Here is a 24,665-nt window from a genome sequence, read left to right on the forward strand (position 1 = left end):
CATGACCCAAGAGCCCGGCCCACGCCCGGACGTTCTCGCCGAGCGGATCGACGGCCTCGGGCGCCGCTTCGGCGCTGTCGAGCAGCGCCTCAACGGTCTCGCCACCAAGGACGAGCTGGTCGCGCTGATCCGCTCCCGTGACGAGCTGTCCAACGCCCGGATCGCCGCGCTGTCGGAGGACGTCAAGGAGCTCACCGCGCTCCTGGCCACCGAGCGGGCCGAGCGGATGGCTGCCGACCGCGAGAACGAGGACCGCGCCAACCGGGCCCGCACGTTCGCGCTGTCGGCGATCGGCCTCGTCGTGACCGTCGTACTCGGTCTCGTGGCGCTCATCAACCAGCTCAAGGGGATTCCGGCGTGAAGCTCTGGATGAAGGTGACAGCGGCGGTGGGCGCGGTTCTTGTGGGCGCCTGGCTCGTCTCGACGGTTCTGGGGCTGGTCGCATCCCAGGCCGAGCAGAAGCGCAGCCGGGAAGAGCTCATCGAGGACTTCGAGAAGCAGCTCGCCGAGGTCCGAGCGGACGGCCAGGCCAACGAAGCCGCCCTGGCGGCTGCGAACGCTCAGCTGGTGCGTCTCGGTGAGGAGCCGATCGAGGCGCCGCCCGTGGCCGTTTCTCCGCAGCAGGGCCCGATGGGACCAGGTGGGCCGCCCGGTCCGCGGGGCCCGCGCGGACCGGGCTGCGTCGAGCAGCTCGGGTTGGAGCCCTGCCAGGGCGACGACGGCGCGTCAGGACCGACCGGACCGACGGGCACCGTCGGCCAGACCGGCGCTCAAGGCCCCGAGGGGAAGACCGGCCCTGCTGGCCCTCCGGGCGAGCGCGGTCCCGACGGTCCTCCTGGAGCGCCCGGTGCACCAGGGGCGGAGGGCCGAGGCATCACCAGGACCTTCTGCGGTGAAGACGGCCGCTGGTCCATCACCTACACCGACGGCACCACCACCGACGGCGGCGCCTGCCGCGCAGTCCTCACCCCGAACGGAGAACGACCGTGACCGACCCCCGACTCATCCGCCCGACCTGGCGCGAAGGCCGCACGAACCTCGACGCCCTGACGATCGCGTGCATCGAGCACGCCGAGCAGATCGTGCGCGAGCTCGCCCCGAAGATCGCGCACCCGTTCGTCGTCACCCAGGGCTCCTACCAGGCCGGCGCCGGTGACCCGAAGTCCGCCGGCACCCACGACCTCGGCGGGGTGCCGGACCTGCGCTGGTGCGGCCACCCCGTGTGCCTGCGCGCGCTCCGCCTGGCTGGCTTCGCCGCCTGGCACCGCACCCGTGCGCAGGGCGACTGGCCCGACCACGTCCACGCCGTCGTGATCGGGCACCCCTACCTCGCGCCGGCCGCGGCTCGGCAGGTCGTCGCCTACCTCGCGCGCCGCAACGGCCTCGCGAACAACGGCCCCGACGACGGGCCGCGGCTCTCCCCGATCCCGCGGCCGGTCTGGCCGTGGCCGCCGGCGCCGCGGAAGAAGACCCGGCCCGAGAAGGTCCGTGCCGCGCTCAAGCTGCTCCGCGAGCAGCTCAAGACCGCTGGCCCGGTCCAGGCGACCCGGATCCGCGCCGCGATCGCGAAGCTCCGGGAGATCGAGCCGCGATGAGCACGCCGGCCGAGCGTCCCGTGCTCGCCGCGTGGGTCCGGATCTTCGCCGCGAACCTGGCGTTCACCACCGGTTGGCGCAAGGACAGGAGGCACCTCCTCCACCTGCTCGCCACCGTCGCGTACGGCGTGGTGATCGGCGCCCAGGAGGCCAAGAACATCAACCTCGCCGCCCTGGTCGGGAAGGCCGCCCGGGCGCTGCAGCGCACCACGAACCCCGCGGTCGCCGGGTCGGCCATCGTCGGCCGCGGCGTCCGGCTGCGGCGCTTTCGGCTCGTGCTCGGCGCCTTGTCCCGGGCCACCCTCCCCCGCTACATCGCCCGCTCGCAGGTCTTCATCGACGGCGAGTGGGTGCGGGTCTTCTCCGCCCACGCGCCGCCCAAGCGCGCCGGCCGAGCCGCGCAGGACCGGTTCCTCGCCCGGCTGAAGAAGCTCACCGACCGCGCCGAGCGCAACGGCCACGCCTGGATCGTCTGCATCGACGGCAACCGCGACCTCCAGGCGATCGCGCGCTACCTCGGCGGCACCGGGTACGGCGCCCGCGGCGACCGCATCGTCGGCGTCATCGTGTCCGACCGCGTGATCGTCGCCGACCACGGTGTCGACCGGTACGGCGTCGCGCACAAGCTGACCGACCACCTCGCCCCGTACGTCGACGTCGCCGGGCTCCGCCCTCGCCGACGGCGCACGCCGGCCCGATAATCCGCCCCGTCCAGAAGGAGACCACCATGTCCACGCCCACCCAGGTCCGCCGCCCGTGGCGCGCGACCGCCCGCACGCTGTTCGCCGCCCTCGTGGCGCTCGCCGCGATGCTCCCGCTCCTGGTCCAGGCATCCGGGCTCGACGACACCTGGGCGCCCGTCGCCGGCGCGCTCGCAATCGCCGGCGCCATCACCCGGATCATGGCCCTCCCGGTCGTCGAGGACTTCCTCGCCCGGTTCGTGCCCTGGCTCGCCGCCGAGCCCCCGGCCCGCGTCGCACCAGCCGGGTTCCTCGACACGCCCATGCCCGCCCCCGCGCCGGCGCTCGTCGCGTCGGTCGTCTGCCACATCTGCGCGCCCGGCGCCCAGCGGTTCGAGCTCCCGATCACGACCAACCTGTACGGCTTCACCACCGTCACCGACCTCGGCGAGATCACCGTCACCGCGCCGACCGCCGGCAACCAGACGTTCCGCGGCCACATGGAGCAGCACCGCAACGACGGCACCTTCGCCGCGAAGCTCCTCGAGCACGCCGAGAGCATGAGCGCGCGGGCCGACACGATCCGCCGCTACCAGGCCGGCGAGTAGCCAGGTCGGGCATCGACGTGAACGCCGTGCGGGTCGCGCTCGAGCTGCCAGTGATCGTCCTCGGCCCGATGCTGTGCCGGCTCCGTGGCCACCGGTGGCACGCCTGGCAGAACCACGCCGCACCGACGCTGCGGATCTGCATTCGCTGCGGCCGCACCACCTGACGAGCACCCGGGAGGTCCTCGATGCCGTACCCCGCCTACCAGGGCACGACGTACTACTTCGACATCGTGATCGGCCACGCCTGGGACCACGAGTTCGCCGTGATCGACCGCAACGACGGCGAGGCGATGGTCTTCGAGGACGGCTGGCTGGCCACGTGCGTGCTGCGGGACAACGCCGGCGCCGCGCTCGCGCGACTCGACAACGCCGTCTCGAGCACCGCAGACGGCACCATCACCCTCACCACCGGCATGGTCGCGCTCAACCTGCCGAGCTCGTTCACCGTGACCCTGCCCGCCACGACGCTCTACCGGCCCTCGGGCCCCAAGCCGTTCCTCTGGGCCGACATCACCCTGGTCGACCCCCTCAACGGCGAGCCGTACATCTTCGCCCGGGGCAAGGGCGTCACCTACCTCCCGACCACCCGGCCCTGATGCAGACCAGAGCCAGCCACCAGCAGAGCGGAGACCGATCGTGACCGACGTCCTCTTCCCCCGCGCCGTGCCCGCCGGCTCGCTCACCGGGCGCCCCGGCAAGGACGGGCCCCCAGGACCGAACACGGTGCCGACCATCGACGCGGTCACCGAGTACGTCACCGAGGACACCCCTGCACGGGACGCCGTCGACGCCCGTGTCGTCGACGGCATGCCAGTGTTCACCCCCGAGGCCTACAACGCGTCGGCGAACCCCGCGGTCGACAACCGAGCAGCGCTGCAGGCCGCGATCGACGCGGCCGCAGCGGCCGGCGGCGGCGTCGTCCAGCTCAACAAGGGGCGCCGCTACGGCTGGACCGGACAGCTCATCGTCCGCAACGGCGTGACGCTGGTCGGCAACGCCGTACGACAGCCCCTCGCGCCCGACCAGCTGCCCAGCGTGCCGGGCCTGGTCGCGCTCTCCGCTGCCGCCCAGGTCCTCGTGGGCGGCGCCGGCGCTGGTACCGGCACCCCGGCTGGCCTCCGCGACGTGTACATCGACGGCAACTACCTCGGCGGCAACCCCGCCGCGGTCCCGGTCGCCGGCCTGGTCCGGATCTCCGGCGTCGACGTGCGCATCGACAACGTCTACGTCACCCGCTCCGCCGGCGACGGCATCGTCTACAACGGCCTGCAGAACTCCACCGTCGTCGGCGGGATCTCCACCCTCCACATCGGCTGCGCTCTGGTCCTCGACAACGGCTCCGGCGCCGTCGCGTTCCACAGCGGCTACTACGGCACCTCCAAGGGCGGCAGCCTGCGGTGCCGCGACACCGCCGGCGAGGCGAACCCGTACCCCTTCGGCCCGACGCACAACACCTTCATCGGCACCATCTTCGAGGCCTACCCGAACGTCACCGCCACCTGGCCCACCGCGCCGCTCCCCGAGCCGTTCGCGCGCCACGTCCACGTCTCCGGCCGCTCGATCGAGTTCGTCAACTGCAACTTCACCGGCGGCGCGGACAACGCAGAGGCTGCCACCGTGCTGATCGACGACACCGTCTCCTACATCCCCGCGACCGTGTCGTTCGTGTCGTGCCTGTGGTGGACCCGCGGCGGCCACGACGCCGTCCGCGTGAAGGGCACCGCCTCGGCGTCCTTCATCGGCCAGCAGGAGGTCGGTGACGACGGCACCCACCACCCCACGTCGTTCGTGTGCATCGACACCGGGTTCCCCCACATCAACATGGTGGGCGAGGTGATCCTGCCCGGCGACACCAACGGCGACAAGATCTACCGGGCCATCAACAGCGGCTCGCTGATCGGCGTGTTCAGCTACCACGACGCCGGCATGGTGCACCGCCTCCGCGACGTCCAGTCTGTCGGCTGGCGACGCGAGGGCGATGCCGTCAACCGCTTCCAGGTCGAGCGCGACGGCATCCTGCGCTGGTTCAACGGCGTCGACGGCACCACCCGCGCCACCCTCCAGCGCGCCGTCGCCGGCGACGGGAAGGGCATCGTCGTCGGCGGGCGGTTCTACGTCGCCGACGGCCTCAACGTCATCGCCGACGGCTACACCATCACCACCACCGGACAGAGCGTCACCCTCGACGCCTCCACCGGCGCCGAGCATCAGCTGGTCTTCACCGCCAACGGAAACAGCATCGGCACGCTGGCCATCACCAACGCCGTCAACGGCGACCGGCTCCGCATCATGCTGTTCGGCGTCGGCACGAACTCGATCACCTGGCCCGCGAACGTCGAGTTCGCCGGACTCGGGACGCCCGGCCCTCAGCCGGTCAACGCGAAGGCCGTCACCGTCGACCTCGAGTACGTCGCCGGCACCGTCAACAAGTGGATCGAGGTGAGCCGGTCCAGCTCCGGGCCCGCCGTGCGCCTCGCGACCACGGCCACCGGGGCAGCGACCGCTGGCAAGACAGCGACGCTCACCGGCTACACCCCGACCACCGGCGACTTGCTCGCGCTGACCCTCACCAACGGCAACACAGCGGTGACCTCTCCGACGCTCGGTCTCAACGGCGGGGCGGCGAACCCGATCTGGCTGGCCGGGCTGGCGGCCTCGCCACGCAGCGTGCAGGCCTCCGCCGGCGGCATCTGGATGCTCCAGTGGGACGGGACCCGGTGGAACATGCTGGGCGCGGCCGCCAACGTCGCTGACGTCACCCAGCTCGAGGCCGAGTCCGGGACCGCGATCCAGCCCCGCTGGTGGACTCCACAGCGGGTAGCGCAGGCCGTGCGGGCCATCGGCGATCAGTGGGCGACCGCCACGGACCTCGCGTCGGCGACGAGCGCCGTGAACACGCAGAACAAGCGCGCCGGCCGGTTCTGCTACGACGTCGACAACCGGATGCCGCTGTGGGCCAGTGGCTCGTCCGCTACCCACGAGTGGGTCGACGCGACGGGGAACACGACCATCGTGCCGACCTAGAGAACCGCAGCGCCACGGGTCTCCGCGCCACGGCCGCCGCTCACCCCTTCCACCGGGGCGGGATCGATGTAGTTCACGATCGACATGGGTTCTGCGGATGCGGCGTCGTCGCCTAGCGCGACTCGGCGGCGCGGCGGACGGCTTCGCCGCGGCCGCTGGTTCTCGGCCCACTCACCCGGGCGGGTAGGCACGATCGAGTAGAACGCTGACTAGAAGAGCAAGGTTCGTCACGTCCACGCGGAGGGACACGATCTCGGGGCCTATATCGAACGCGAGGCTGCCGTTGACGATCGACTCGGTCTCGAGAGCTTCGCCCCGGTTCGCCATCTCCCGCAAGAGGTGGTGTGCTGCATCGGCTGCGCGTCGGATCTCGTCATCTGACATGGCACGGGCCTCTCGTTGTTCGTCTGCGACCGCCAGCGACCCGAGGTCTCCAGGGGTCCGCGGGTTTCAGCGTGGCCGGCCGGCGTTGTCGGCCGGAGCGGCCACCTTCGCGAGAAGGTCGGAGGCAGAGCGACGATTCCGGCTATCGGCCGCCTGGCTCATCAAGGTCAACGCGACGCCCCTCTTGGTGTCTCTCGGGATGACCAGCAGGCGTAGCCGCGCTCGCGAGCTGAGCACCAACGTCATCAGGTGAGTGTCATCGCCAGGGAAGGACCCGATCTTCACCCGACCACGTGCGACGCTGATCGAGCGAGGCCAAGGCAGCTGGTCGTCCCAGTCAGGACGGGAGAACAACATCCTCGCGACCCGCCCGTGCTGCTCGGGTAGATGGTTGACGAGATCCGCACACTCGGTCTGGAGGTCGCTGGACTGCGGCCACCAGGCACCGTCGAGGGGGCTGTCTGATGTGATGCCGTCGATGCGGATTCGCAGGGGAACCCGATCGGGGCGTGAAGGAGCCTGCTGGGACGACGTCATGAGACGCCTACCTTCCAGTGCCGCCCTGGAGGCCGAGCTCGGCCAGATCCAGCGGCTTGATTGGTTTCGACACTACCCCCGGAAGGTTCGAAACTCGACCGGGGACGGCCCTTTGGTTGGGTCATTGCAGGCGAGCTGCATTCTCTGGCGCATGACGTCGCGAGGTGTTACACAGGAGAGTCATTGACCCGTGCGGCCCCTCGCGAGTCTTCGTCAGCACAGCTACGGAGGCTGCCATGGCGCAGAAGCAGCAATCTGAGCCCCGTTCGGGCGCGTGCCCGATGCGAATCACGATCATCGATGAGCACACGCTGTTGGTCGACGCTCTGGCCCTGGTCCTCGAGGGTGCGGGATACGTGGTCGCGAAGGTGGAGCCGAGGCGGCCTGAGGCTTCGATGGCGACAGTGTTGGCGGCAGGGCTGCAGTGCGGGGGGCGCCTTGTTCTACTGGGGACGGTGCCCGGGTGCCTCGACACGGACTTCGTTGCGCCGTTGACGTCCGCAGGCGCGGTCGTCGTGATCTTGGCCGACGGGGTCGAGGAGCACCTGTGGGGTGCCGCGATCCAGCAGGGCGCGAAGGACGTGTTGCCCAGGTCTTGTTCGCTCGAGGAACTTGTCACTGTCACGCGGAGAGTCCGCGACGGGCTGCCCCTGATGGGACCTCAGCGCCGCGGAGCGCTGATGGCCGCGGCTCGAGCCGAGCGGCGCGAGACGCGCGCGATACAGGTCCGACTTGGTCGGCTCACGCGGCGCGAGATGCAGGTGCTCGGGTCGCTGATGTCCGGTCAGGATGTCCGAACTATCGCTCGTACCCACGTTGTAGTCGAGGCCACGGTCCGCAGCCAGATCAAGTCCATCTTGAGCAAGCTCGAGGTCAACTCCCAGATCTCGGCAGTGGGAGCAGCGCACAGGGTGGCATGGCGCCTGCCCGAGCAGTGAGGCGCCTTTCGGGCGTCCGGCATACGCGTGACGCGCTCGACGGTGCCGAAAGGTCCGCCCGAGCCCGGATGCGCGCAGGGTCGGCGGGTAGCGCTGAATCAGTCGACGCGCTTCCTGCGATGTGTCGGCAAGGCCCTGGTCGGGGAGGTGGGCTCCAGTTGTACCGGCCGGGGTCGCCGCGGGCTCAGGACAGGTTCTCGGCTCCGCACTCCTTGCAGGTCCACCAGTCGATCGCGACGGCTCCACCTGCGACCTGTGTCTTCTCGCCGAGGTAGAGCTGCTCCGTGGGCTGCTCGCAGACGTGACAGAACAACACAAGTAGGGCTGTCATGTCCATGGCGACATGATCGCTCTCCGTGTCGGCCCCCACAAGACCTCATTCTTGGGCACGGACCGGGGTCGCGTGCCGAGTAGGCCGGCCGCCAGGGCAACCTCGCGCGGCCGGAGGCTGCGGAGACCACCCTTGCTCGCGGCCTTTCCCTACTGGACCAGTGGACTTAGTTCAGCCGACGCCGGTCAAGCCCGCCCCAGACGCCCGACAGTTCGCCCTGCTCGTCAGCATGGTGACCGCGCTACCGGATCGCCGGGTATCGCAGGCGGACGGGGGCGTGCTGCTTCCGCCGTTCAAGTACGCGGCGGGTCGTGCGCTGTCCTCAGCCGCGGCACTCCGTCGCTGACCGGCTTCAACCGCTCGGCCGGCACCCAGTCGGTCTGGATCTGACCGTCCGTGGTGCTCTGGTTGTCCCAGGTCACGAACGCCTCCCACTCGCCGTGCTGGTTCTGCCGCCAGTCGAGAATGAGCCAGGCAGGTGTCGTGGGCCGAACTTCTCCTTGACCCACACGTGCCGCTGTCCCATCCATCGAGGATAGAACACCTGTTCGATAGAGTCCTGAGGTGCAGATCCGGATCGCCCACCGCCTCAAGACCGAAGACACCAACGAGCCCACGATCGCCACCCTCGACGCCGAGGACTACGACGCCGGCCTCGCCGAGCTGAGGGCCGCGCTGCCCGAGGGCCACGTCCTGCTCTGGATCGACGTCGACCGCTAGTCCATCTGGGCGTCGACCTGGAATCCGAGTCGGCGCGCGGACCGCTGGCGGCGCCGCGCGGTCGCCTGGCGGTGGAGACGCTTCACGAGCAGCGGGTCGTACGCCATCGCCTCCGGGCGGGCGATGAGGTGGTGGAGCGACCGGTAGTAGACCGTTGCCGTCATGCCGAGCTGCTCGTGGATGGCGGACTCCTTCGCGCCCGGGTACTTCCACCAGCCCCGCTCGAGGTCCAGCATGGTCTTCTCGGCGTCGGTGAACTCGTCCATGCCGGGCACGCTACGAGCGAGGTCCGACAGAACCCGCCGCGGTGAGGATCCCGTGAGGACGGAACGGTTCACACCATGCACGAATGGACGCTATGCGACAGATAGAGCCGCAGGTCAGCAGGGGTGCAGGCCGCTGACCTGCGAAGATTGCACCATTGACACGGAAGAGGTCACTGGTTCAAACCCAGTATCGCCCACCAGTAAAGCCGCAGGTCAGAGGCCCTTTTGGGGCCTCTGTTCTGCTTTTCGTGCAACATACGTGCAACAAGGATTCGGCGCGCGCACCTCGTCAGCGGCACTCAGAGTTGCGCTGTGGGCATCTTTTGCGGAGTGGCTTCGAGGTCGTCGAGCTTGATCCGGATGGCCCGCTTTCCGCAGCGGTACGCCGGAAGCGTGCCGGCTGCGATCCAGCGCCGGATCGTCCTGACCGAGACCGACATGGACTCGGCCGCCTCCTCGAGGCTCACGTAGACCGCGATGGCTCGTCGCTCAGCCATCGGAACGCACCTCGACCTGGGTGACCTTGGCGGAGGCCAGGAAGCAACGGGCCTCCGCGACCGTCACGTAGAGCCGGCCAACGCCCTGAAAGCGCGTCCATCGCGGGCCGATGCCACGGCGACGCCAGTCACGGACGGTGCGTTGCGGTGTGCGGATGAGTTCGCAGAACTCCTCGAACAGGATCAGGCCGTTGTCGTCCCAGTCCTCGGGGATCCCGATGGGTGTCACCATCACGTCGCCTTTCGTTGCTGGCCGCCGACGGGTTCGGCGACTCTGGTTGAGAAGCACCGCCCCTCGTGTGGGTCGGACGTCCGCTGACCGCTCGTGTCGAGACCGGCTGCTCCTTGGTCACCTAAGTCGTCTCAGGTCCCGCGAGCGATCACCTGAACGATGGGACTTGGTCAACGAGTGGAGTCCAGCAGAGTGGTGTACGACGGACCTGAGTGAGCGCGTGCCTCCAACGTAGGCGCGGCCACCGGGTGGATCCTTCGAGTGATCTGCGAAAACCGACTCGAAGAAGGACCACGACGATGACCGCTGGACCCAGTATCGACCCTGCACAGTTCCTGAACGAGCAGCTGTCCCAGGCCAGTCCTGATCTGATGCGGGACCTGCTCACCACGTTCGTCAATGCGCTGCTCTCGGCGCAGGCCGACGCGGTGTGCGGCGCCGGCTACGGCGAACGCAGCATGGAGCGCGTCAACTCCCGCAACGGCTACCGGCACCGCGACCTCGACACCCGCGTCGGCACTCTGGACGTCGCGGTTCCCAAGCTGCGCACCGGTTCGCTGTACCCCGAGTGGCTGCTGGAGCGCCGCAAGCGAGCAGAGCGGGCACTGACCAGTGTGGTCGCGACCTGTTACCTGCTCGGCGTCTCGACGCGGCGGATGGACAAGCTGGTGCAGACCCTCGGCATCACCGGCCTGTCCAAGAGCCAGGTCTCGGTGATGGCCAAGGAACTCGACGAGCACGTCGAGCAGTTCCGCACCCGACGGCTGGAGGAGGCCGGGCCGTTCACCTTCGTGGCCGCCGACGCGTTGGTGCTCAAGGTCCGCGAAGGTGGCCGGGTGGTGCCGGTCCACGTGCTGGTCGCCACCGGCGTCAACGCCGACGGGCACCGCGAGATCCTCGGCGTGCAGGTCACCAGCAGCGAGGACGGCGCCGGGTGGCTGGCCTTCTGGAGGGATCTGACCGCCCGCGGCCTGGCCGGGGTCAAGCTCGTCACCAGCGACGCCCACGCCGGGCTGGTGGCCGCGATCGGCGCCACGTTGCCCGGCGCCTCGTGGCAGCGCTGCCGAACCCACTACGCGGCGAACCTGATGTCGGCGACGCCGAAGTCCTCGTGGGGCTGGGTCAAGGCGCTGCTGCACTCGATCTACGACCAGCCCGACGCCGACGCTGTCCACGCCCAGTTCGACCGGGTCGTCGACGCCCTGGCCGAGAAGCTCCCCAAGGTGGCCGAGCATCTGGAGGACGCTCGTGCCGACATCCTCGCCTTCACCGCGTTCCCGAAGGAGATCTGGCGCCAGATCTGGTCCAACAACCCCAACGAGCGCCTCAACCGCGAGATCCGCAGGCGAACCGACGTGGTCGGGATCTTTCCCGACCGGGCCAGCATCATCCGGCTCGTCGGCGCCGTCCTGGCCGAGCAGCACGACGAGTGGGCCGAAGGCCGCCGCTACCTCGGACTCGACGTCCTCGCCCGCGCCCAGGCCGTCGACACCTGCGTCGTCGAGGAGGTGACCGAACCCGAACTCCAGGCCCTCACAGCCTGACCGACACGCCCAACCGAGGGATCAACCTCGTACACCACCCCAGCGGACTTGACCGGTCAACGACCGATTCCCTGCCCCCGCGGAGGGGTGCTCAGGGGTTGCCGCTCTTCAAGCCGCCGCGGGCGCTCGGCCAGTCCGTCGGTCAGGGCGGCGGCCTGCAGTGATTCGGAATGCGCCAGCGCCCGTGTGCCGTAGCGCTCGATGTCCTCGTCGACGCGGGTCGCTGCGTGTCCTGGGCCGAGGTCGGCTCGATTGCGACTGAACACGCCCGCCCATTGCTCGCGGGCGTCCTCGACAGAATCGGCGACCATGTGGGCGACGTTGCTGTGGCGGCCGCGGGTCATGGCGACGTACGCAGATGCTGCTCCGGTGGTCTCGCCCACGACGAGGTGGGCGGAGTCGACGGTCTCGCCCTGGGCGCCGTAGACGGTCGAGGCGAAGGCCAGTTCGACGTGCCGGTCGGCGTAGGCGGCGGGCAGTTCTCGTTGACCGGCGCGACCGGTGACCAGCAGGCTCCCGTCGTCGCCGATACCGGCGACGGTCCACACGTCGCGGTTGGCGACGCCGAGCTCGCGGTCATTGCGACGCGTCGCGACACGGTCACCGAGGCCGATCCGCTCACCACTGCGGGTGACGGGCTCACCGTTCCGCTCATCACGGGGCTGGCGGTGGTCGCGGATGGCGGCGTTGAGCGCGCCGACCTGTTCGCGGGTGTCGGCGATGATCAGGTCCTCGCTTGCGGCGCCGATGTCCGCGAGGGCGGCGGTGCGTTCGACATCGGTGGCGTGAACGCTGATGAGTCCGCGCTCGAGGAGGGCGTCGAAGACGTCGGCTGGGTGGTCGCCTTCGCGCATCTTCAGGCTGAGGTCGGCGTACTCCGGATCGACGAATCGATGCACGGACTCGAGCTCGAGATGTGCGGTTGGTGGTGTCCAGCGTGCGGCGATGTCGAGTAGCCCGCCGCGACCGACGGCGGGCAGTTGGTGGCGGTCCCCGAGAAGCGCAACAGTCGCGCAGGCGCGGTCGGCGATCGCAAACAGTGCGCGGGCAGTGTCCTGGTCGAGCATCCCGGCTTCGTCGATGAGCAGGACGTCGCCGGGTGACAGCCGTGCGGCGACGTTGATCTGTTCGCGGGCGAGGTTGATGCGTGACCAGTGGCCGTCCTGGTCCCATCGGAAACCATTTTGGTGGATGAGCCAAGCCGCGGAGAACGCATCGGTGCCGACCTGCTGTCGCGCAGCCTGTGCTGCTTTGAGGGTCGGTGTGACGACAAGAAGTCGGCGGTACTGCGCATCGAGGGCAGCGCGGGCGGCGGCGAGGGTGGTGGTCTTTCCGGTGCCGGCCGCACCCTCAATGACGAGGAGGCCGGCGTCGCCGGCAAGTGCCGCGACGACCGCCCGTTGCGCGGCATCGAGGTGGTCGCTGTTCGTGATCCGGCCCGGACGTTGGACCGGTTGCAGTACGCGCGTTGCGATGGCGTCGATGAGTTTCGCTTCGACGTCGAGTACCCGGTCGGAGGTGAGGTTCCTGATGTGGTCCGGCACGTCACCGCGTTCGCGCAACGGCCGGCAGCAGGCGACCGCGCGTGCGGTGAGGTCTTCGGCCAGCTCCGTGCGTGCGGCTCGGTCGGCGATGATGCCGACCGCGGGGATCAGTTTCTCGACTTCGCCGCGAATGTCGGCGGCGTTCCAGGCCGAGCGTTTCGCTCCGAGCCGGGTGAGGACGAGATCAACGGCAGCGTCGCGACGCAACCGACCGATAGTCGTCGCTCGAACCTCGACGGGTTCTATCGGTAGACGGAAGCCGAGGTCGTGCAGCTCGACGTTCCACCGAGTGACAAGGTCGACGCCGTCGGCCGGTACAACCTTGTCGGGACGTGCATCAGCCCACGCGCGACGATCCCACGACTGTCGCAGCTTCGGCCCCGGCTCCTCGCCGGGGTGCTCGGTGCGCCATGCGGCTTCGTAGCGGTCGACGTTGCGGTTGATCTGCGAGGTTCGTTGGCTGAACCGACCGGCGTACGGCGCGAGCTGCTGAATCTCGCCGGAGTCGTCGAGCGTGTAGCCATGTTCGGCGAGCGCGGTGCGGAACTCGGGGTCGCACATCACGGCGGCGTGACCGATGCCATTGAGCGCCTCGATGGAGTCAACAACTCCGACGGAGTGCAAGCCACGCCATGCACCTGCCGCGTGCACGCGCGCGTTTATCTGAACGTGCAGGTGACGGTGCGGGTCACCGGCACGCGATGTGTAGTGCCGCACGACCGCGGCCTCGATCTTCTCGACGGGTACCTGGACCTGGCGTCCGCGCGGACCGACGCGTGTGGTTGCGTGCTGGGCAACCCACCCGATGACCTCCTCGGCCGCGCGGGTCTGTGCCGCTTCGTAAGCAGCAGCGAGATCCGGATGGAGTGCGGCCGCGAGCGACCAGGTCTTGGGTCCATTGACGACCACCTCGACGAACCTCAACGCGCGATCGTCATCGCGCAACCGGCCCTTCGGCTGACCGGTGGACACGTCGTACCCGGCCACCCACTTTTCGTACGTCGGGCCGTCGAGATCGGGACGCCGATCGATGACAGTTCCGTCGCCGCTCACGTTGACGGCGTAGTGCTCGGCAACGCCGCTTCCCTCGGCGAGGTAGTAGTCATCGCCACGTGAGTGGTCGGCCTCGACATAGGAGCGTGCGGCGGCTGCCGAGCCGCGGTAGAACTTCACCCCACCGTGCATGATGTCCTCGTCACCGCCCGTCACGTCTCGTCAAAGACCCCTGAAATGACACCGGTCCGTCCCCCCGGGGGACGGACCATCTACGAACCTTCGTAGCATGCGTGCCGCCCGGTTTCGAGCCTTCCAATCACCTGGTGGGGATCGGGTTTTGGGACTCGCCAGCGTCCGTCAACAATCGTCATTGGGGCTCACAGCTGAATGCAGCAATGAGATGTACTCAGTGATGTCCTCGGGGTCGCACAAGGTGCGACTGCAGGGGCAGACGACCACCAAGCGGGACGTTCCCGGAGGCACAGGGCCGACGGTTCGCGGGCTGCGCGGGCGCCGCGGCAGAAGCTATGTAGAGCTGCCGCGCAAGTGGAGTCCAGCAGAGTGGTGTACGACGGACCTGAGTGAGCGCGTGCCTCCAACGTAGGCGCGGCCACCGGGTGGATCCTTCGAGTGATCTGCGAAAACCGACTCGAAGAAGGACCACGACGATGACCGCTGGACCCAGTATCGACCCTGCACAGTTCCTGAACGAGCAGCTGTCCCAGGCCAGTCCTGATCTGATGCGGGACCTGCTCACCACGTTCGTCAATGCGCTGCTCTCGGCGCAGGCCGACGCGGTGTGCGGCGCCGGCTACGGCGAACGCAGCATGGAGCGCGTCAACTCCCGCAACGGCTACCGGCACCGCGACCTCGACACCCGCGTCGGCACTCTGGACGTCGCGGTTCCCAAGCTGCGCACCGGTTCGCTGTACCCCGAGTGGCTGCTGGAGCGCCGCAAGCGAGCAGAGCGGGCACTGACCAGTGTGGTCGCGACCTGTTACCTGCTCGGCGTCTCGACGCGGCGGATGGACAAGCTGGTGCAGACCCTCGGCATCACCGGCCTGTCCAAGAGCCAGGTCTCGGTGATGGCCAAGGAACTCGACGAGCACGTCGAGCAGTTCCGCACCCGACGGCTGGAGGAGGCCGGGCCGTTCACCTTCGTGGCCGCCGACGCGTTGGTGCTCAAGGTCCGCGAAGGTGGCCGGGTGGTGCCGGTCCACGTGCTGGTCGCCACCGGCGTCAACGCCGACGGGCACCGCGAGATCCTCGGCGTGCAGGTCACCAGCAGCGAGGACGGCGCCGGGTGGCTGGCCTTCTGGAGGGATCTGACCGCCCGCGGCCTGGCCGGGGTCAAGCTCGTCACCAGCGACGCCCACGCCGGGCTGGTGGCCGCGATCGGCGCCACGTTGCCCGGCGCCTCGTGGCAGCGCTGCCGAACCCACTACGCGGCGAACCTGATGTCGGCGACGCCGAAGTCCTCGTGGGGCTGGGTCAAGGCGCTGCTGCACTCGATCTACGACCAGCCCGACGCCGACGCTGTCCACGCCCAGTTCGACCGGGTCGTCGACGCCCTGGCCGAGAAGCTCCCCAAGGTGGCCGAGCATCTGGAGGACGCTCGTGCCGACATCCTCGCCTTCACCGCGTTCCCGAAGGAGATCTGGCGCCAGATCTGGTCCAACAACCCCAACGAGCGCCTCAACCGCGAGATCCGCAGGCGAACCGACGTGGTCGGGATCTTTCCCGACCGGGCCAGCATCATCCGGCTCGTCGGCGCCGTCCTGGCCGAGCAGCACGACGAGTGGGCCGAAGGCCGCCGCTACCTCGGACTCGACGTCCTCGCCCGCGCCCAGGCCGTCGACACCTGCGTCGTCGAGGAGGTGACCGAACCCGAACTCCAGGCCCTCACAGCCTGACCGACACGCCCAACCGAGGGATCAACCTCGTACACCACCCCAGCGGACTTGACCGCCGCGCATGCCGATCGACGACAGCACCGGAGGTCGTCTTGGCGTCGATTTACGTTGACCCAGTCGATCCTCGACGATGAGAATCGATCTAGCGGATGCCGAAGATGTTGGGACCCCGCACCGTCTTCTATCAGCAGTCCCCTGGGCTGCGAACAGCGTGGGTTGTGTAGGCGTTGCGTTTCGCTTGGCCGCCTTCGCCGAGCGCGACCCGCACGATCATGCCAGCGCTCTCAACTGGTCTTTGCGCACTTCCTTGAGTTCAGAGGACGTTCGTTGTCCTGGCTGCTCGGGGACGAGCCGGGAGTCGGCGTCCACCAGATCGGCCCGAATGGGCTCCCCGCGGCTTGCGCATCATCGTGAGTGGCGGTGCTGGCCGGCAGTTTCCACATCTACGACGACATCAGGTCCAGAACTGATCGAGTGACTCACATTCAGTCGCCGATGGCCCCAGGACTTCTCGGGGCCATCGCCATTTCGGACGCGGAGATCTCGCCACCAATCCCGTCTATTCTTCACCGGGCTGTCACGAGGACGTTGCTCATGACCGGCAGCGTGAGGATTGGTCGCTCGCGCCGTGTCGCTCTGCCAGTTGATCCAGCATCTGAGCCAGAGCGTCGGCAAGTCGGCGCGTACCGGCGATCGCCGCTTCGGGACCGGGCCCGAGCTGCCTGAGATCGGTCAGGTCAAGCGGCGGACCAATGTCGATGGTGACGGTGGGCCGTTTGAACAGTTTCGGGCGGCGGCTGTAGGCCGGCAGGATCTCTTCGGCGCCTCGTTGGGCAACGGGAATGAGCGGCGCTCCTGATTCGATTGCCAGCCGCACAGCGCCTGTCTTGAGTTCCATCAAGCCGCCGTCAGGGTCCTTGGTGATCGTTCCTTCGGGATAGACCACGAGCAGTGCACCGCTGCGAAGTGCCGTCAGGGCGGCGCCGAATCCGTCGGCACCATGAGATCGATCCACCTCCACATGTCCGGCCGCACGGAACCACCTCCCTACGATCTTTTCTTCGAACAGGCTGCTCTTCGCAAGAAACGCCGGGATCCTTCCGTTGGCGAGGACCATCTCGGCGACGAGTAACGGGTCCAGTTTGGAGATGTGGTTCGCGGCGAGTACGGCTGGGCCGCGTGCGGGTATCCGCTCGACTCCACGCCAGTCGCGCCGGCGCACCAGAATCAGAACCGGCTTGCAGATCACGACGGCCACCCACCAGGCAACGCCCCAGTCCGTGTGCCCTCCAGGAGACGTCACAGGATGATTGCCCGGGCCCTGCGAACCACGCGCCGCGCACGTCGCGCATCTGCGGAGGTCATTGTCCTTGGCTCTGCTCTTGTTCGGCGCCGGCGGCGAAGTGACCGGGATCGACCACCACGAAGGTGGCGTCGGCTGATCCGGTCTTCTTGCCGGTTGCATCAGACGCCTCAGCGTGCAGCAGGAGCCGGCGTCCTGTGCGATTCGTGACCTGTACCCGGAATGTGTAGGGATGGTGCAGTAGGAACGGCGCGTGATATTCGACGGTGAGACTGCGCGTGACAGCCAGTGCTCCGACGGTGTAGAGCGAGAAGCCGAAAAGGTCGTCGAAGGCGAGGGCCACAGCTCCACCGTGAGCGATGCCGGGAGCGCCGACCTGGGCCTCGTCGAACGAGTGCACCGCTTCAACGCCTGAGGCGGTGCGAACCGCGCGAAGGTGCAGACCGGCGGAATTGTCTGGCCCGCACCCCGCGCAGTGCGGGGAATGTGGCGGCAGCACCTGGCCGACCTCCACAGTGACCTGACCGGCGAGATGCGCCGCCCATCCAGCGATCAGACCCCCATCGCGGTAGTCGAGCTCTTCGTGCCGGACAACAGATGCGTAGTCGTAGTCGTGGTCCCCCAGTGTCGCCATGTGCGTCGCTCTTTCTTCTCCACGGACTTGATATCGCTCTTGATGCGATCGGTCATCGTGACGGCAGGAGTCGATCAGTGATCACCAGCCAACGACCTGGCAGCAGCCTCCAAGGACTCGACCAGATGCAACTCCAGCTCTGGTAGACGACCAGCGATCAGGACCAGTTGCTCGATCCGAGAGCGTGGTTCGGCGTCGCGTTTGGCCGCGGCGCGCGCGGCGTCGGTCCAGGTCTGCGCACAGCGGGCGGCTTTGGTCGCAAGGTCTGTGGTCGCGGCGTCGCCGGTCAGCCGTGCGACCTCTGCGCAGCCGTCGGCGACCAGACGGCGGAACAGACCGCCGCCGGTTCCTGCCTTTTCAATGAACGCGCCAACGCTGAACAGAAGTATTCCGAGTTCGTCGTCCGGGAGTTCTGCCCAGGTCGCGACGTCTGCGGCGAACAGATCAACGGCCTCCAGGCCTTCAGTACCGAGGGCCGCCGTCGTCGGATCGGCGATGCTGTGGGGCGATGGTTCACGCATGTTGGCGGCGGATTGCCTGAACGCCCCTGCGGCGACTTCCTCGAGGGCGGGAAGCGAGCGGGGCCAGGTGATGCGGTAAGTGCAATGGCGGGTGGGTTGCGGGAACGCCGTGGAGGACCGTGCCCGGGCCAACGCTTCGAGCGGAACTTCCTGGACGTCTGCGCGGTCGTTGTCCACGACGAAGGCGAGCTCCCTCTCCTCGTCGTAGCCGATCACCACGATGTCGTGGCGGCTCATCTGCAGTTGGACCCGCAGGTACGGCAGTTCCGCGATGTCGCCCCACACAAGGCTGGGTCGTCCGGCGTCGAGCTCGTCTCGGACCCACGACCACCCCTCCTCGGGATCATCGGTGGTGAGGACCTGCACCTGCCCACCCAGACGTAGCGGTAGATCTACTTCGAACTCGGCGCCGCGCCCGACCAGATACAGCGGGGGAAAGAGGTCGGTCGATCGGAGGTAGGACAGCCCCAGGGCGCCGCCGAGCGCGAACACCAGACCCTCATCGGGCGGTCCGTCCCATCCCAAGCCGTTCCAGTGCAGCAGGTCGCGCATCGCACCCGAACCGCAGTGCCCTCCCATTCGGTGGGGGTAGTTCTGGATCAGGGTTCTTCGGGGCACGGGACGTCCTTCTCGTATTTGCCGGTTGGTTCAGAGATGCGGGGGTTAGCTGTTCCGGATTCGCTCCAGGTAGGCCTGGCGGGCCCCCATGTCGACGTCGTCGAGGAATACCGAGTCCGTGCCAAGGGCGGAGCCGAGCGCGGTGGCAAGTCGTCCGGGCACGAACTTCATTGCTGCGACCATGCCGCCGGCAACGCGGGTGACGCGTACGAACGGACGGGGTTGCTCGATCAGATCGGCCGTCGCCCGCGCGATCTCCTGCGGCTCGGCGTTACGCAGACCCTTCGCCCCGGACGTTCCAGCGACCAGTTCGGTGTTGGTGAAGGTGGGCCGAACGGTTGACAGGCAGACTCCGGACTTGCGGTACTCCTGGCGGGCCGCCTCAGTGAACCCGATGACGGCGAACTTCGTGCCGCAGTAGGTGGCCAAGCCGGGCACGGAGAGCTCGCCGGCCAACGACGCAGTGTTGATGATGTGCCCGGCGCGCCGCGGCAACATCCGCTGGAGGGCCAGCTTGGTTCCGAAGATCACGCCAAGGACGTTGATCTCCACCTGCCGCCGGGTCACGGTGTCCTCCTCCTCGTGCACGTGCCCGGTGGGCATGATGCCCGCGTTGTTGATCAGCACGTCGATGGGACCGAGTTGCGTCTCGACCATGTCGAGGAAGGCCCGAAAGGAGTCGGGATCGGTTACGTCGAGTCGGGCGACGGAGGAGATGCCGAGCTCATCAGCGGCCTCCTTGGCACGGGCCTCGTCGATGTCGCCGATGGCGACGCGGTGGCCGCGTCCGATCAGTTCCTTGGCCGTCTGGTAACCGATACCGCGGGCTCCGCCGGTGATCGCGATCGTCTTGGCGGGAAAGAGTGTGGGGCGAGTCATCTGATGTGCTCCTGGTGCAGGCCCAGGCGTTGACGCAAGCCGCGACCGGCTACCGTGCGCAACACTCTTCGGGCGATGGCCGTACGCCGGGCGGAGTACGGGTACCACGTGAGTTCTCGTGTCAAGACGGGGAATCGCGGCTCGGTCACCGCTTGCACCCGGCAGTACTTGTGGAGCCCGTCGGCTCCCCCGAGCCGCGCGCCCGTCCCCGACGACTTCCACCCGCTGTGCGGCAGCGTCATCGCGAACAGGTTGCTGAAGACGTCGTTGATGTTGACCGCTCCAGCATCCAGGCGTCGTGCGATGCGCTGGGCCCGAGCGTGGTCACGAGTCCAGACCGTGGCCGACAATCCGTACGGCGAATCGTTGGCCAGTCGGATGGCTTCGTCTTCGTCGGCGACGCGCATCACGGGGATCGTGGGGCCGAAGGTCTCTTCGGTCATGCACGCCATCGTGTGATCGACATCGATCAGGACTGTGGGCAAGTAGTAGTTCCCGGCCTCGCCTCGTCGTCCGCCGGCCACTGCGTTCGCGCCGGACGCTACCGCCTCGCTGACGTGGCGATCGGTGATCTCGACCTGCCTTGCGGTGACCATGGCACCGACATCGTCGCGCGCGCCCACCCCCTGGGTCAGCGACTGCACGCGCTCGGTCAGCCGAGCCACGAACTCCTCGTACACCTGGGCAACCACATAGACGCGCTCGACGGAAATGCAGACCTGCCCTGCATTGAACAAGCCACCCCAGGCGATGCCCTCGGCCGCACGGGCGAGGTCGGCGTCTTCCAGGACGATTGCTGGATCGGGCCCTACCCCCGGATCTTGGACACGGGGTGTGATTACGCGGCGGGCTGCAGCGTAGCGGCGTGGCCGGTCTCGTAGGCGATCGGCGACAGGTAGCGACACCACGAATGGCGCCGCCGGGTGTTGTAGCGGGTCAGCCACTTGAAGACCTGGCGACGGCAGGCGAGCTCGTCGGACCAGGTCCGCTCGTCTTGGAGGACCTCCCGCTTCAGCGCGGCGTTGAATGACTCCGCCAACGCGTTGTCGGCCGAGGACCCGACGGCACCCATCGACTGGGTCACGCCGAGCTTCGCGCAGAGCTTGGCGTAGTCCTTCGAGCAGTAGACCGACCCGTGGTCGCTGTGGAAGATCGCCCCGGCCAGTGATCCGCGGGTCGCGGCCGCGGCCTTGAGCGCGTCCTCAACGAGCTCGGTGCGCATGTGATCCGCGATCGCCCAGCCCGCGAGCCGACGGCTGTAGCAGTCGATCACGGTGGCCAGGTACAGGTTGGTGCCGTCTGCGATCGGCAGGTAGGTGATGTCGCCGACGTAGCGCTGGTTCGGCGCCGGGGCGGTGAAGTCCCGCTTGAGTAGATCGGGCACCTTCTGTCCCGATGGCTCGGGGATCGTGGTCCGCACGCGTCGCTTCTTGACGTAGCCGCAGATACCGGCCGCACGCATCACGCGGGCGACGCGCTTGTGGTTGACCCGCTGCTCAGGCGGTGCGCCGTCGTTGAGGTCGGCGGTGATCCGAGGCGCGCCTTGGGTGTTGTCAGCCTCGTGGACCTTGCGGATCCGCTCGACCAGCGCGGCGTCCGCGGCGGCCCGCTCGGCCCGCGCTGGTGCCCCGGCCTTCCACGCGTAGTAGGAGGAGCGCTCGATCTCGACGAGCTCACACAGTCGCTTCACCGTCCAGCCAGGGCGGGAGGTGGCGGAGTTGTCGGCGACGAACTGGAAGCGACTCACCAGCGCGTCTCCCCGGCGAAATACTTGGCCGCCCGCTGGAGGATCTCCCGCTCGGTCGTCAGCTTCGTTGTCTCTGCCCGCAGCGCCGCATTCTCGGCCTCGAGCCGGGCGATCTTCTGCTCCGGCGTCTCATCGGCCGGCCCGGACTGGCTCGACTTCGACGGCGTGGCTTGCAGTGGGCTGGAGGTCAGTGTCCCGTCAGCGGCGGTCTTCTTGCCGGTCCCGTAGACCTCGAGCCAGTGCCGCAGGGTGCCGCGCACGATGCCGAGGTCCTCGGCGATGCCGGTAAGAGTCCCCGGGAGTGGTGGGGTTTGAGGGAGCAGCGGCGGGGCGTCAGCACGTAGACGGCCATCGGCGGGATCTTCGGTGTGTACGGCCAAGCACCCACTGAAGAAAGAGGTCCACCGATGGCCTTGCCCCAGTCTGCCCTGTCCGAGATCCTCGAGGCGTTCCGTGCCGGTGATGGCGTCGATCTCATCCGTGATTCGGTCCGGCTCGCGCTCCAAGAGCTGATCGAGCTCGAAGCCACCCAGCAGATCGGCGCGGCGCCCTATGAGCGCACCGAGGACCGCACAGCCGAGCGGAACGGCCACCGTCCGCGGATGCTGACCACCAAGGCCGGCGATGTCGAGTTGCGCATCCCCAAGCTGCGCAAGGGCTCGTTCTTCCCGATCATCCTCGAGCCGCGGCGCCGTATCGACCAGGCGCTGTACGCGGTAGTCATGGAAGCCTACGTCCACGGCATCTCCACCCGCTCGGTCGACGACCTGGTCGAGGCGATGGGCGGCAGCGGTGTCTCCAAGTCCGAGGTCTCCCGGATCTGCGCCAACCTCGATGAGCAGGTCGGCGCGTTCCGCACCCGCAGTCTGGATCATGTCGAGTTCCCCTACATCTACCTCGACGCGACCTACCTCCACGTCCGTAACGCCCCGGGCAAGGGCGGTCAGGTGGTGTCGATGGCGGTGGTCGTCGCGACCGGCGTGAGCGCGACCGGGGAGCGGGAGATCCTCGGCCTAGATGTCGGCGACAGCGAGGACGAGGTCTTCTGGCGCGCCTTCTTGCTCAGCCTCAAGCAGCGCGGCCTGGCCGGCGTGCAGCTGGTCATCTCAGACCAGCACTCCGGACTGGTCAAGGCGCTGGGCCGGGCGTTCCAGGGTGTCGCGCACCAGCGGTGCCGGGTCCACTTCGCGCGCAACCTGCTCGCTCACGTGCCCAAGGGGCAGGCCGAGCTCGTGGCGACCGCGTTCCGGATGATCTTCGCCCAGCCCACGCCCGAGGACGTCCACGCGGCGTGGGACAAGACCCGCGAGGAGCTCGCCGCCCGGTTCCCCAAGCTCGGTCCGTTGATGGACGCCGCCAAGGCCGAGGTCCTGGCCTTCACCGCGTTCCCGCGCGAGCACTGGCGCAAGGTCTGGTCGACCAACCCGTTGGAGCGCGTGAATAAGGAAATCAAGCGCCGGGCCCGGGTCGTAGGCATCTTCCCCAACGCCGCCGCCGTCATCCGACTCGTCGGAGCCGTGCTGATCGACATGCACGACGAATGGATCGCCGGCGAGCGCCGCTACCTCTCAGAAGGCTCCATGGCCAAGCTCTACGAGACCAGCAATACTCACCCCGTCGCCGCCATCGACAACGGCGACGCGTAGGCACCGAGGGTCACCTCAAAGCCCACCACCCCGCGGGGCTCTGTCCGATGCCGCGGACTGTGGCGCCCGGGGTGGACTCGTACAAGTCGACGGCCTGACGACGGAACTCCTCGGAGTAGTTCTTCCTGGCCATGGTTCCTGGATCATCTCGCTTCCCCAGCAGATGCTGGATTCAGCGTGTCCAAGAACCGGGGTCAGGCCCCATCCGGTCAAGTCCCGGCTAGTGGTGTAGCGCTGTGTTCCTTCGCTGGGGGGTTCAGGCAGTGAGTGCTGGCAGTTGGTCGGCTCCGATCTCGGTGTCGGTGGTGGGGATGGGGTTGACGCGGCAGCGGGCGAGGACTTCGAGTCCGAGGTATCGGCGGCCTTCGGCCCATTCGTCGGTCTGCTCGGCCAAGACCGCGCCGACGAGGCGCACGATGGCCTCGCGGGTGGGGAAGATCCCGACGGCGTCGGTGCGGCGGCGGATCTCGCGGTTGAGTCGTTCGGCGGGGTTGTTGGACCAGATCTGGGTCCACACGTCCTTGGGGAATTCGGTGAACGCGAGGATGTCCGCACGCGCTTGGTCGAGGTGGTCGTGGACCTCGGGGAGCTTGCCGTCGACGTAGTCCAGCAGCCGGTCGAACTGGGCGTGCACCGCCGGCCGGTCGGGCTGGTCGTAGACGCTGTGCAGCATCGCCTTGACCGCCGGCCACATCGACTTCGGCGTCACCGACATGAGGTTCGCTGCGTAGTGGGTGCGGCACCGTTGCCAGGCCGCGCCAGCCAGGTTCGCTGCGACCGCCTCGACCAGACCGGGGTGGGCGTCGCTGGTCACGAGCCGTACCCCGGACAGGCCGCGGGCGACCAGGTCGGCGAAGAACTCGTTCCACGCCGCACCGGTCTCGGCGGTGGCCACCCGCATCCCCAGGACCTCGCGGTGGCCATCGCCGTTCACGCCGGTGGCCAGCAACACCGCGGCGTTGATCACCCGGCCGCCCTCGCGGACCTTCATCGTCAACGCATCGGCGGCGACGAAGGTGAACGGGCCAGCGGCATCGAGGGGACGGTGGCGGAACTGCTCGACGTGCTCGTCGAGCTCGGCGGCCATCCGCGAGACCTGCGACTTCGACAGCGAGTCGATGCCGAGGGTCTTGACCAGCTTGTCCATCCGCCGCGTGCTAACGCCGGCGAGGTAGCAGTCCGCTACCACGGTGATCAGCGCGGTCTCGGCTCGCTTGCGGCGCTCGAGCAACCATTCGGGGAAGTAGGTGCCCTTGCGGAGCTTGGGGATCGCCACATCGATCGTGCCGACGCGGGTGTCGAGGTCGCGGTGGCGGTAGCCGTTGCGCTGCGCGACCCGGCCTGGGGTGGGGCGGCCGTACTCGGCGCCGACCACGGCGTCGGCGTCCGCGGACAGCAGGGCGTTGATCATCGTCTGCAGCAGCTGGCGCATCAGATCTGGCGACGCTTCGGCGAGGGCTTCACCGAGCAGGCGTGCAGGGTCGACAATGTGAGGAGCGGTCATCGTG

At 68.3% G+C, this 24,665-nt stretch carries 28 protein-coding genes; 13 read left to right on the top strand and 15 right to left on the bottom strand.

Features of this window, described 5'->3' with window-relative positions:
* Position 1: 1 nt before the first annotated feature.
* From M0M48_RS11070 to M0M48_RS11105, 8 genes are read left to right on the top strand one after another with little or no spacing between them, the layout of a single operon-like run.
* Positions 2-361 (top strand): hypothetical protein, encoded by a 360-nt coding sequence (locus tag M0M48_RS11070; RefSeq protein ID WP_038679472.1) that lies wholly within the window; start codon positions 2-4, stop codon positions 359-361.
* Positions 358-990, top strand: a complete 633-nt coding sequence (locus tag M0M48_RS11075; RefSeq protein WP_257751191.1) for a collagen-like protein — start codon at positions 358-360, stop codon at positions 988-990. Before M0M48_RS11070 ends, M0M48_RS11075 begins: the two co-directional genes overlap by 4 nt.
* Positions 987-1,595, top strand: coding sequence for a hypothetical protein (locus M0M48_RS11080; RefSeq protein ID WP_257751192.1), 609 nt, complete (start codon positions 987-989; stop codon positions 1,593-1,595). Before M0M48_RS11075 ends, M0M48_RS11080 begins: the two co-directional genes overlap by 4 nt.
* Positions 1,592-2,296: a hypothetical protein gene (locus M0M48_RS11085; RefSeq protein ID WP_257751193.1), complete on the top strand. Its 705-nt coding sequence runs from the start codon at positions 1,592-1,594 to the stop codon at positions 2,294-2,296. The genes M0M48_RS11080 and M0M48_RS11085 overlap by 4 nt, the downstream gene beginning before the upstream one ends.
* A gap of 26 nt (positions 2,297-2,322) precedes the next feature.
* Entirely contained in the window at positions 2,323-2,883 is a 561-nt protein-coding gene (locus M0M48_RS11090; RefSeq protein ID WP_257751194.1) for a hypothetical protein, read from the top strand.
* Positions 2,884-2,900: 17 nt separating this feature from the next.
* On the top strand, positions 2,901-3,047 hold the full coding sequence (locus tag M0M48_RS11095; RefSeq protein WP_257751195.1) for a hypothetical protein: 147 nt from the start codon (positions 2,901-2,903) through the stop codon (positions 3,045-3,047).
* A 21-nt stretch (positions 3,048-3,068) separates the two neighbouring features.
* Positions 3,069-3,479, top strand: a complete 411-nt coding sequence (locus M0M48_RS11100; protein WP_257751196.1) for a hypothetical protein — start codon at positions 3,069-3,071, stop codon at positions 3,477-3,479.
* 40 nt (positions 3,480-3,519) lie between these two features.
* On the top strand, positions 3,520-5,907 hold the full coding sequence (locus M0M48_RS11105) for a hypothetical protein (protein WP_257751197.1): 2,388 nt from the start codon (positions 3,520-3,522) through the stop codon (positions 5,905-5,907).
* 171 nt (positions 5,908-6,078) lie between these two features.
* On the opposite strand, the gene M0M48_RS11110 is transcribed toward M0M48_RS11105, so the two are convergent.
* The gene (locus M0M48_RS11110; protein ID WP_257751198.1) at positions 6,079-6,291 is read right to left on the bottom strand and encodes a hypothetical protein; all 213 of its coding nucleotides are present in this window, start codon (positions 6,289-6,291) and stop codon (positions 6,079-6,081) included.
* A gap of 66 nt (positions 6,292-6,357) precedes the next feature.
* Positions 6,358-6,828: a DUF5994 family protein gene (locus M0M48_RS11115; RefSeq protein WP_257751199.1), complete on the bottom strand. Its 471-nt coding sequence runs from the start codon at positions 6,826-6,828 to the stop codon at positions 6,358-6,360.
* 236 nt (positions 6,829-7,064) lie between these two features.
* Here M0M48_RS11115 and M0M48_RS11120 point away from each other — a divergent pair, with 236 nt between their 5' ends.
* Positions 7,065-7,766, top strand: a complete 702-nt coding sequence (locus tag M0M48_RS11120; protein WP_257751200.1) for a LuxR C-terminal-related transcriptional regulator — start codon at positions 7,065-7,067, stop codon at positions 7,764-7,766.
* A gap of 184 nt (positions 7,767-7,950) precedes the next feature.
* Here M0M48_RS11120 and M0M48_RS11125 read toward each other — a convergent pair whose 3' ends face one another.
* Together M0M48_RS11125 and M0M48_RS11130 are read right to left on the bottom strand one after the other, a co-directional pair.
* A complete protein-coding gene (locus tag M0M48_RS11125; protein ID WP_257751201.1) occupies positions 7,951-8,103 on the bottom strand; it encodes a hypothetical protein in 153 nt (50 codons plus the stop codon).
* A gap of 287 nt (positions 8,104-8,390) precedes the next feature.
* A complete protein-coding gene (locus M0M48_RS11130; RefSeq protein WP_257751202.1) occupies positions 8,391-8,519 on the bottom strand; it encodes a hypothetical protein in 129 nt (42 codons plus the stop codon).
* Between the two features lie 142 nt (positions 8,520-8,661).
* On the opposite strand from M0M48_RS11130, the gene M0M48_RS11135 reads away from it, so the two are divergent.
* Positions 8,662-8,817 (top strand): hypothetical protein, encoded by a 156-nt coding sequence (locus M0M48_RS11135; RefSeq protein WP_257751203.1) that lies wholly within the window; start codon positions 8,662-8,664, stop codon positions 8,815-8,817.
* Here M0M48_RS11135 and M0M48_RS11140 read toward each other — a convergent pair.
* From M0M48_RS11140 to M0M48_RS11150, 3 genes are all read right to left on the bottom strand, one after another.
* On the bottom strand, positions 8,814-9,083 hold the full coding sequence (locus M0M48_RS11140; RefSeq protein WP_257751204.1) for a DUF3263 domain-containing protein: 270 nt from the start codon (positions 9,081-9,083) through the stop codon (positions 8,814-8,816). The two genes, M0M48_RS11135 and M0M48_RS11140, sit on opposite strands and share 4 nt — an antisense overlap.
* 299 nt (positions 9,084-9,382) lie before the next feature.
* Positions 9,383-9,580, bottom strand: coding sequence for a helix-turn-helix domain-containing protein (locus tag M0M48_RS11145; RefSeq protein ID WP_056756787.1), 198 nt, complete (start codon positions 9,578-9,580; stop codon positions 9,383-9,385).
* Positions 9,573-9,812 carry a hypothetical protein gene (locus M0M48_RS11150; RefSeq protein ID WP_056756790.1) on the bottom strand — a complete coding sequence of 80 codons (240 nt, stop codon included), beginning with the start codon at positions 9,810-9,812 and terminating at the stop codon, positions 9,573-9,575. Before M0M48_RS11150 ends, M0M48_RS11145 begins: the two co-directional genes overlap by 8 nt.
* Before the next feature lie 299 nt (positions 9,813-10,111).
* On the opposite strand from M0M48_RS11150, the gene M0M48_RS11155 reads away from it, so the two are divergent.
* A complete protein-coding gene (locus M0M48_RS11155) occupies positions 10,112-11,356 on the top strand; it encodes an IS256 family transposase (protein ID WP_257750619.1) in 1,245 nt (414 codons plus the stop codon).
* Between the two features lie 56 nt (positions 11,357-11,412).
* Here M0M48_RS11155 and mobF read toward each other — a convergent pair whose 3' ends face one another.
* On the bottom strand, positions 11,413-14,109 hold the full coding sequence (gene mobF, locus M0M48_RS11160; protein WP_238694882.1) for a MobF family relaxase: 2,697 nt from the start codon (positions 14,107-14,109) through the stop codon (positions 11,413-11,415).
* Between the two features lie 455 nt (positions 14,110-14,564).
* Here mobF and M0M48_RS11165 point away from each other — a divergent pair, with 455 nt between their 5' ends.
* Positions 14,565-15,809, top strand: coding sequence for an IS256 family transposase (locus tag M0M48_RS11165; protein ID WP_257750619.1), 1,245 nt, complete (start codon positions 14,565-14,567; stop codon positions 15,807-15,809).
* Between the two features lie 592 nt (positions 15,810-16,401).
* Here the strand turns inward: M0M48_RS11165 and M0M48_RS11170 are convergent.
* From M0M48_RS11170 to M0M48_RS11195, 6 genes are all read right to left on the bottom strand, one after another.
* On the bottom strand, positions 16,402-17,067 hold the full coding sequence (locus M0M48_RS11170) for a lysophospholipid acyltransferase family protein (protein ID WP_235536118.1): 666 nt from the start codon (positions 17,065-17,067) through the stop codon (positions 16,402-16,404).
* 103 nt (positions 17,068-17,170) lie between these two features.
* Complete coding sequence (locus M0M48_RS11175) at positions 17,171-17,746, bottom strand: PaaI family thioesterase (protein ID WP_082606256.1); 576 nt, start codon at positions 17,744-17,746, stop codon at positions 17,171-17,173.
* Between the two features lie 74 nt (positions 17,747-17,820).
* Positions 17,821-18,846 carry a BtrH N-terminal domain-containing protein gene (locus M0M48_RS11180; protein ID WP_200958932.1) on the bottom strand — a complete coding sequence of 342 codons (1,026 nt, stop codon included), beginning with the start codon at positions 18,844-18,846 and terminating at the stop codon, positions 17,821-17,823.
* Positions 18,847-18,930: 84 nt separating this feature from the next.
* A complete protein-coding gene (locus M0M48_RS11185; RefSeq protein ID WP_110205675.1) occupies positions 18,931-19,764 on the bottom strand; it encodes an SDR family oxidoreductase in 834 nt (277 codons plus the stop codon).
* Complete coding sequence (locus M0M48_RS11190; protein ID WP_308220380.1) at positions 19,761-20,708, bottom strand: aldehyde dehydrogenase family protein; 948 nt, start codon at positions 20,706-20,708, stop codon at positions 19,761-19,763. The genes M0M48_RS11185 and M0M48_RS11190 overlap by 4 nt, the downstream gene beginning before the upstream one ends.
* Positions 20,603-21,834 (bottom strand): IS3 family transposase gene (locus tag M0M48_RS11195; RefSeq protein WP_374587352.1). Its coding sequence is split into 2 segments (ribosomal slippage): positions 20,603-21,522 and positions 21,522-21,834, totalling 1,233 coding nucleotides; the frame shifts between segments, so codons are not numbered across the junction. Before M0M48_RS11195 ends, M0M48_RS11190 begins: the two co-directional genes overlap by 106 nt.
* A gap of 84 nt (positions 21,835-21,918) precedes the next feature.
* Between M0M48_RS11195 and M0M48_RS11200 the strand changes: the two genes are divergently transcribed.
* The gene (locus tag M0M48_RS11200) at positions 21,919-23,157 is read left to right on the top strand and encodes an IS256 family transposase (RefSeq protein ID WP_257750629.1); all 1,239 of its coding nucleotides are present in this window, start codon (positions 21,919-21,921) and stop codon (positions 23,155-23,157) included.
* 256 nt (positions 23,158-23,413) lie between these two features.
* Here the strand turns inward: M0M48_RS11200 and M0M48_RS11205 are convergent, their stop codons facing one another.
* Positions 23,414-24,661: an IS256 family transposase gene (locus tag M0M48_RS11205; RefSeq protein ID WP_215817487.1), complete on the bottom strand. Its 1,248-nt coding sequence runs from the start codon at positions 24,659-24,661 to the stop codon at positions 23,414-23,416.
* Between the last annotated feature and the right edge of the window lie 4 nt (positions 24,662-24,665).

The sequence above is a fragment of the Pimelobacter simplex genome, from assembly GCF_024662235.1.
GTDB lineage: Bacteria > Actinomycetota > Actinomycetes > Propionibacteriales > Nocardioidaceae > Nocardioides.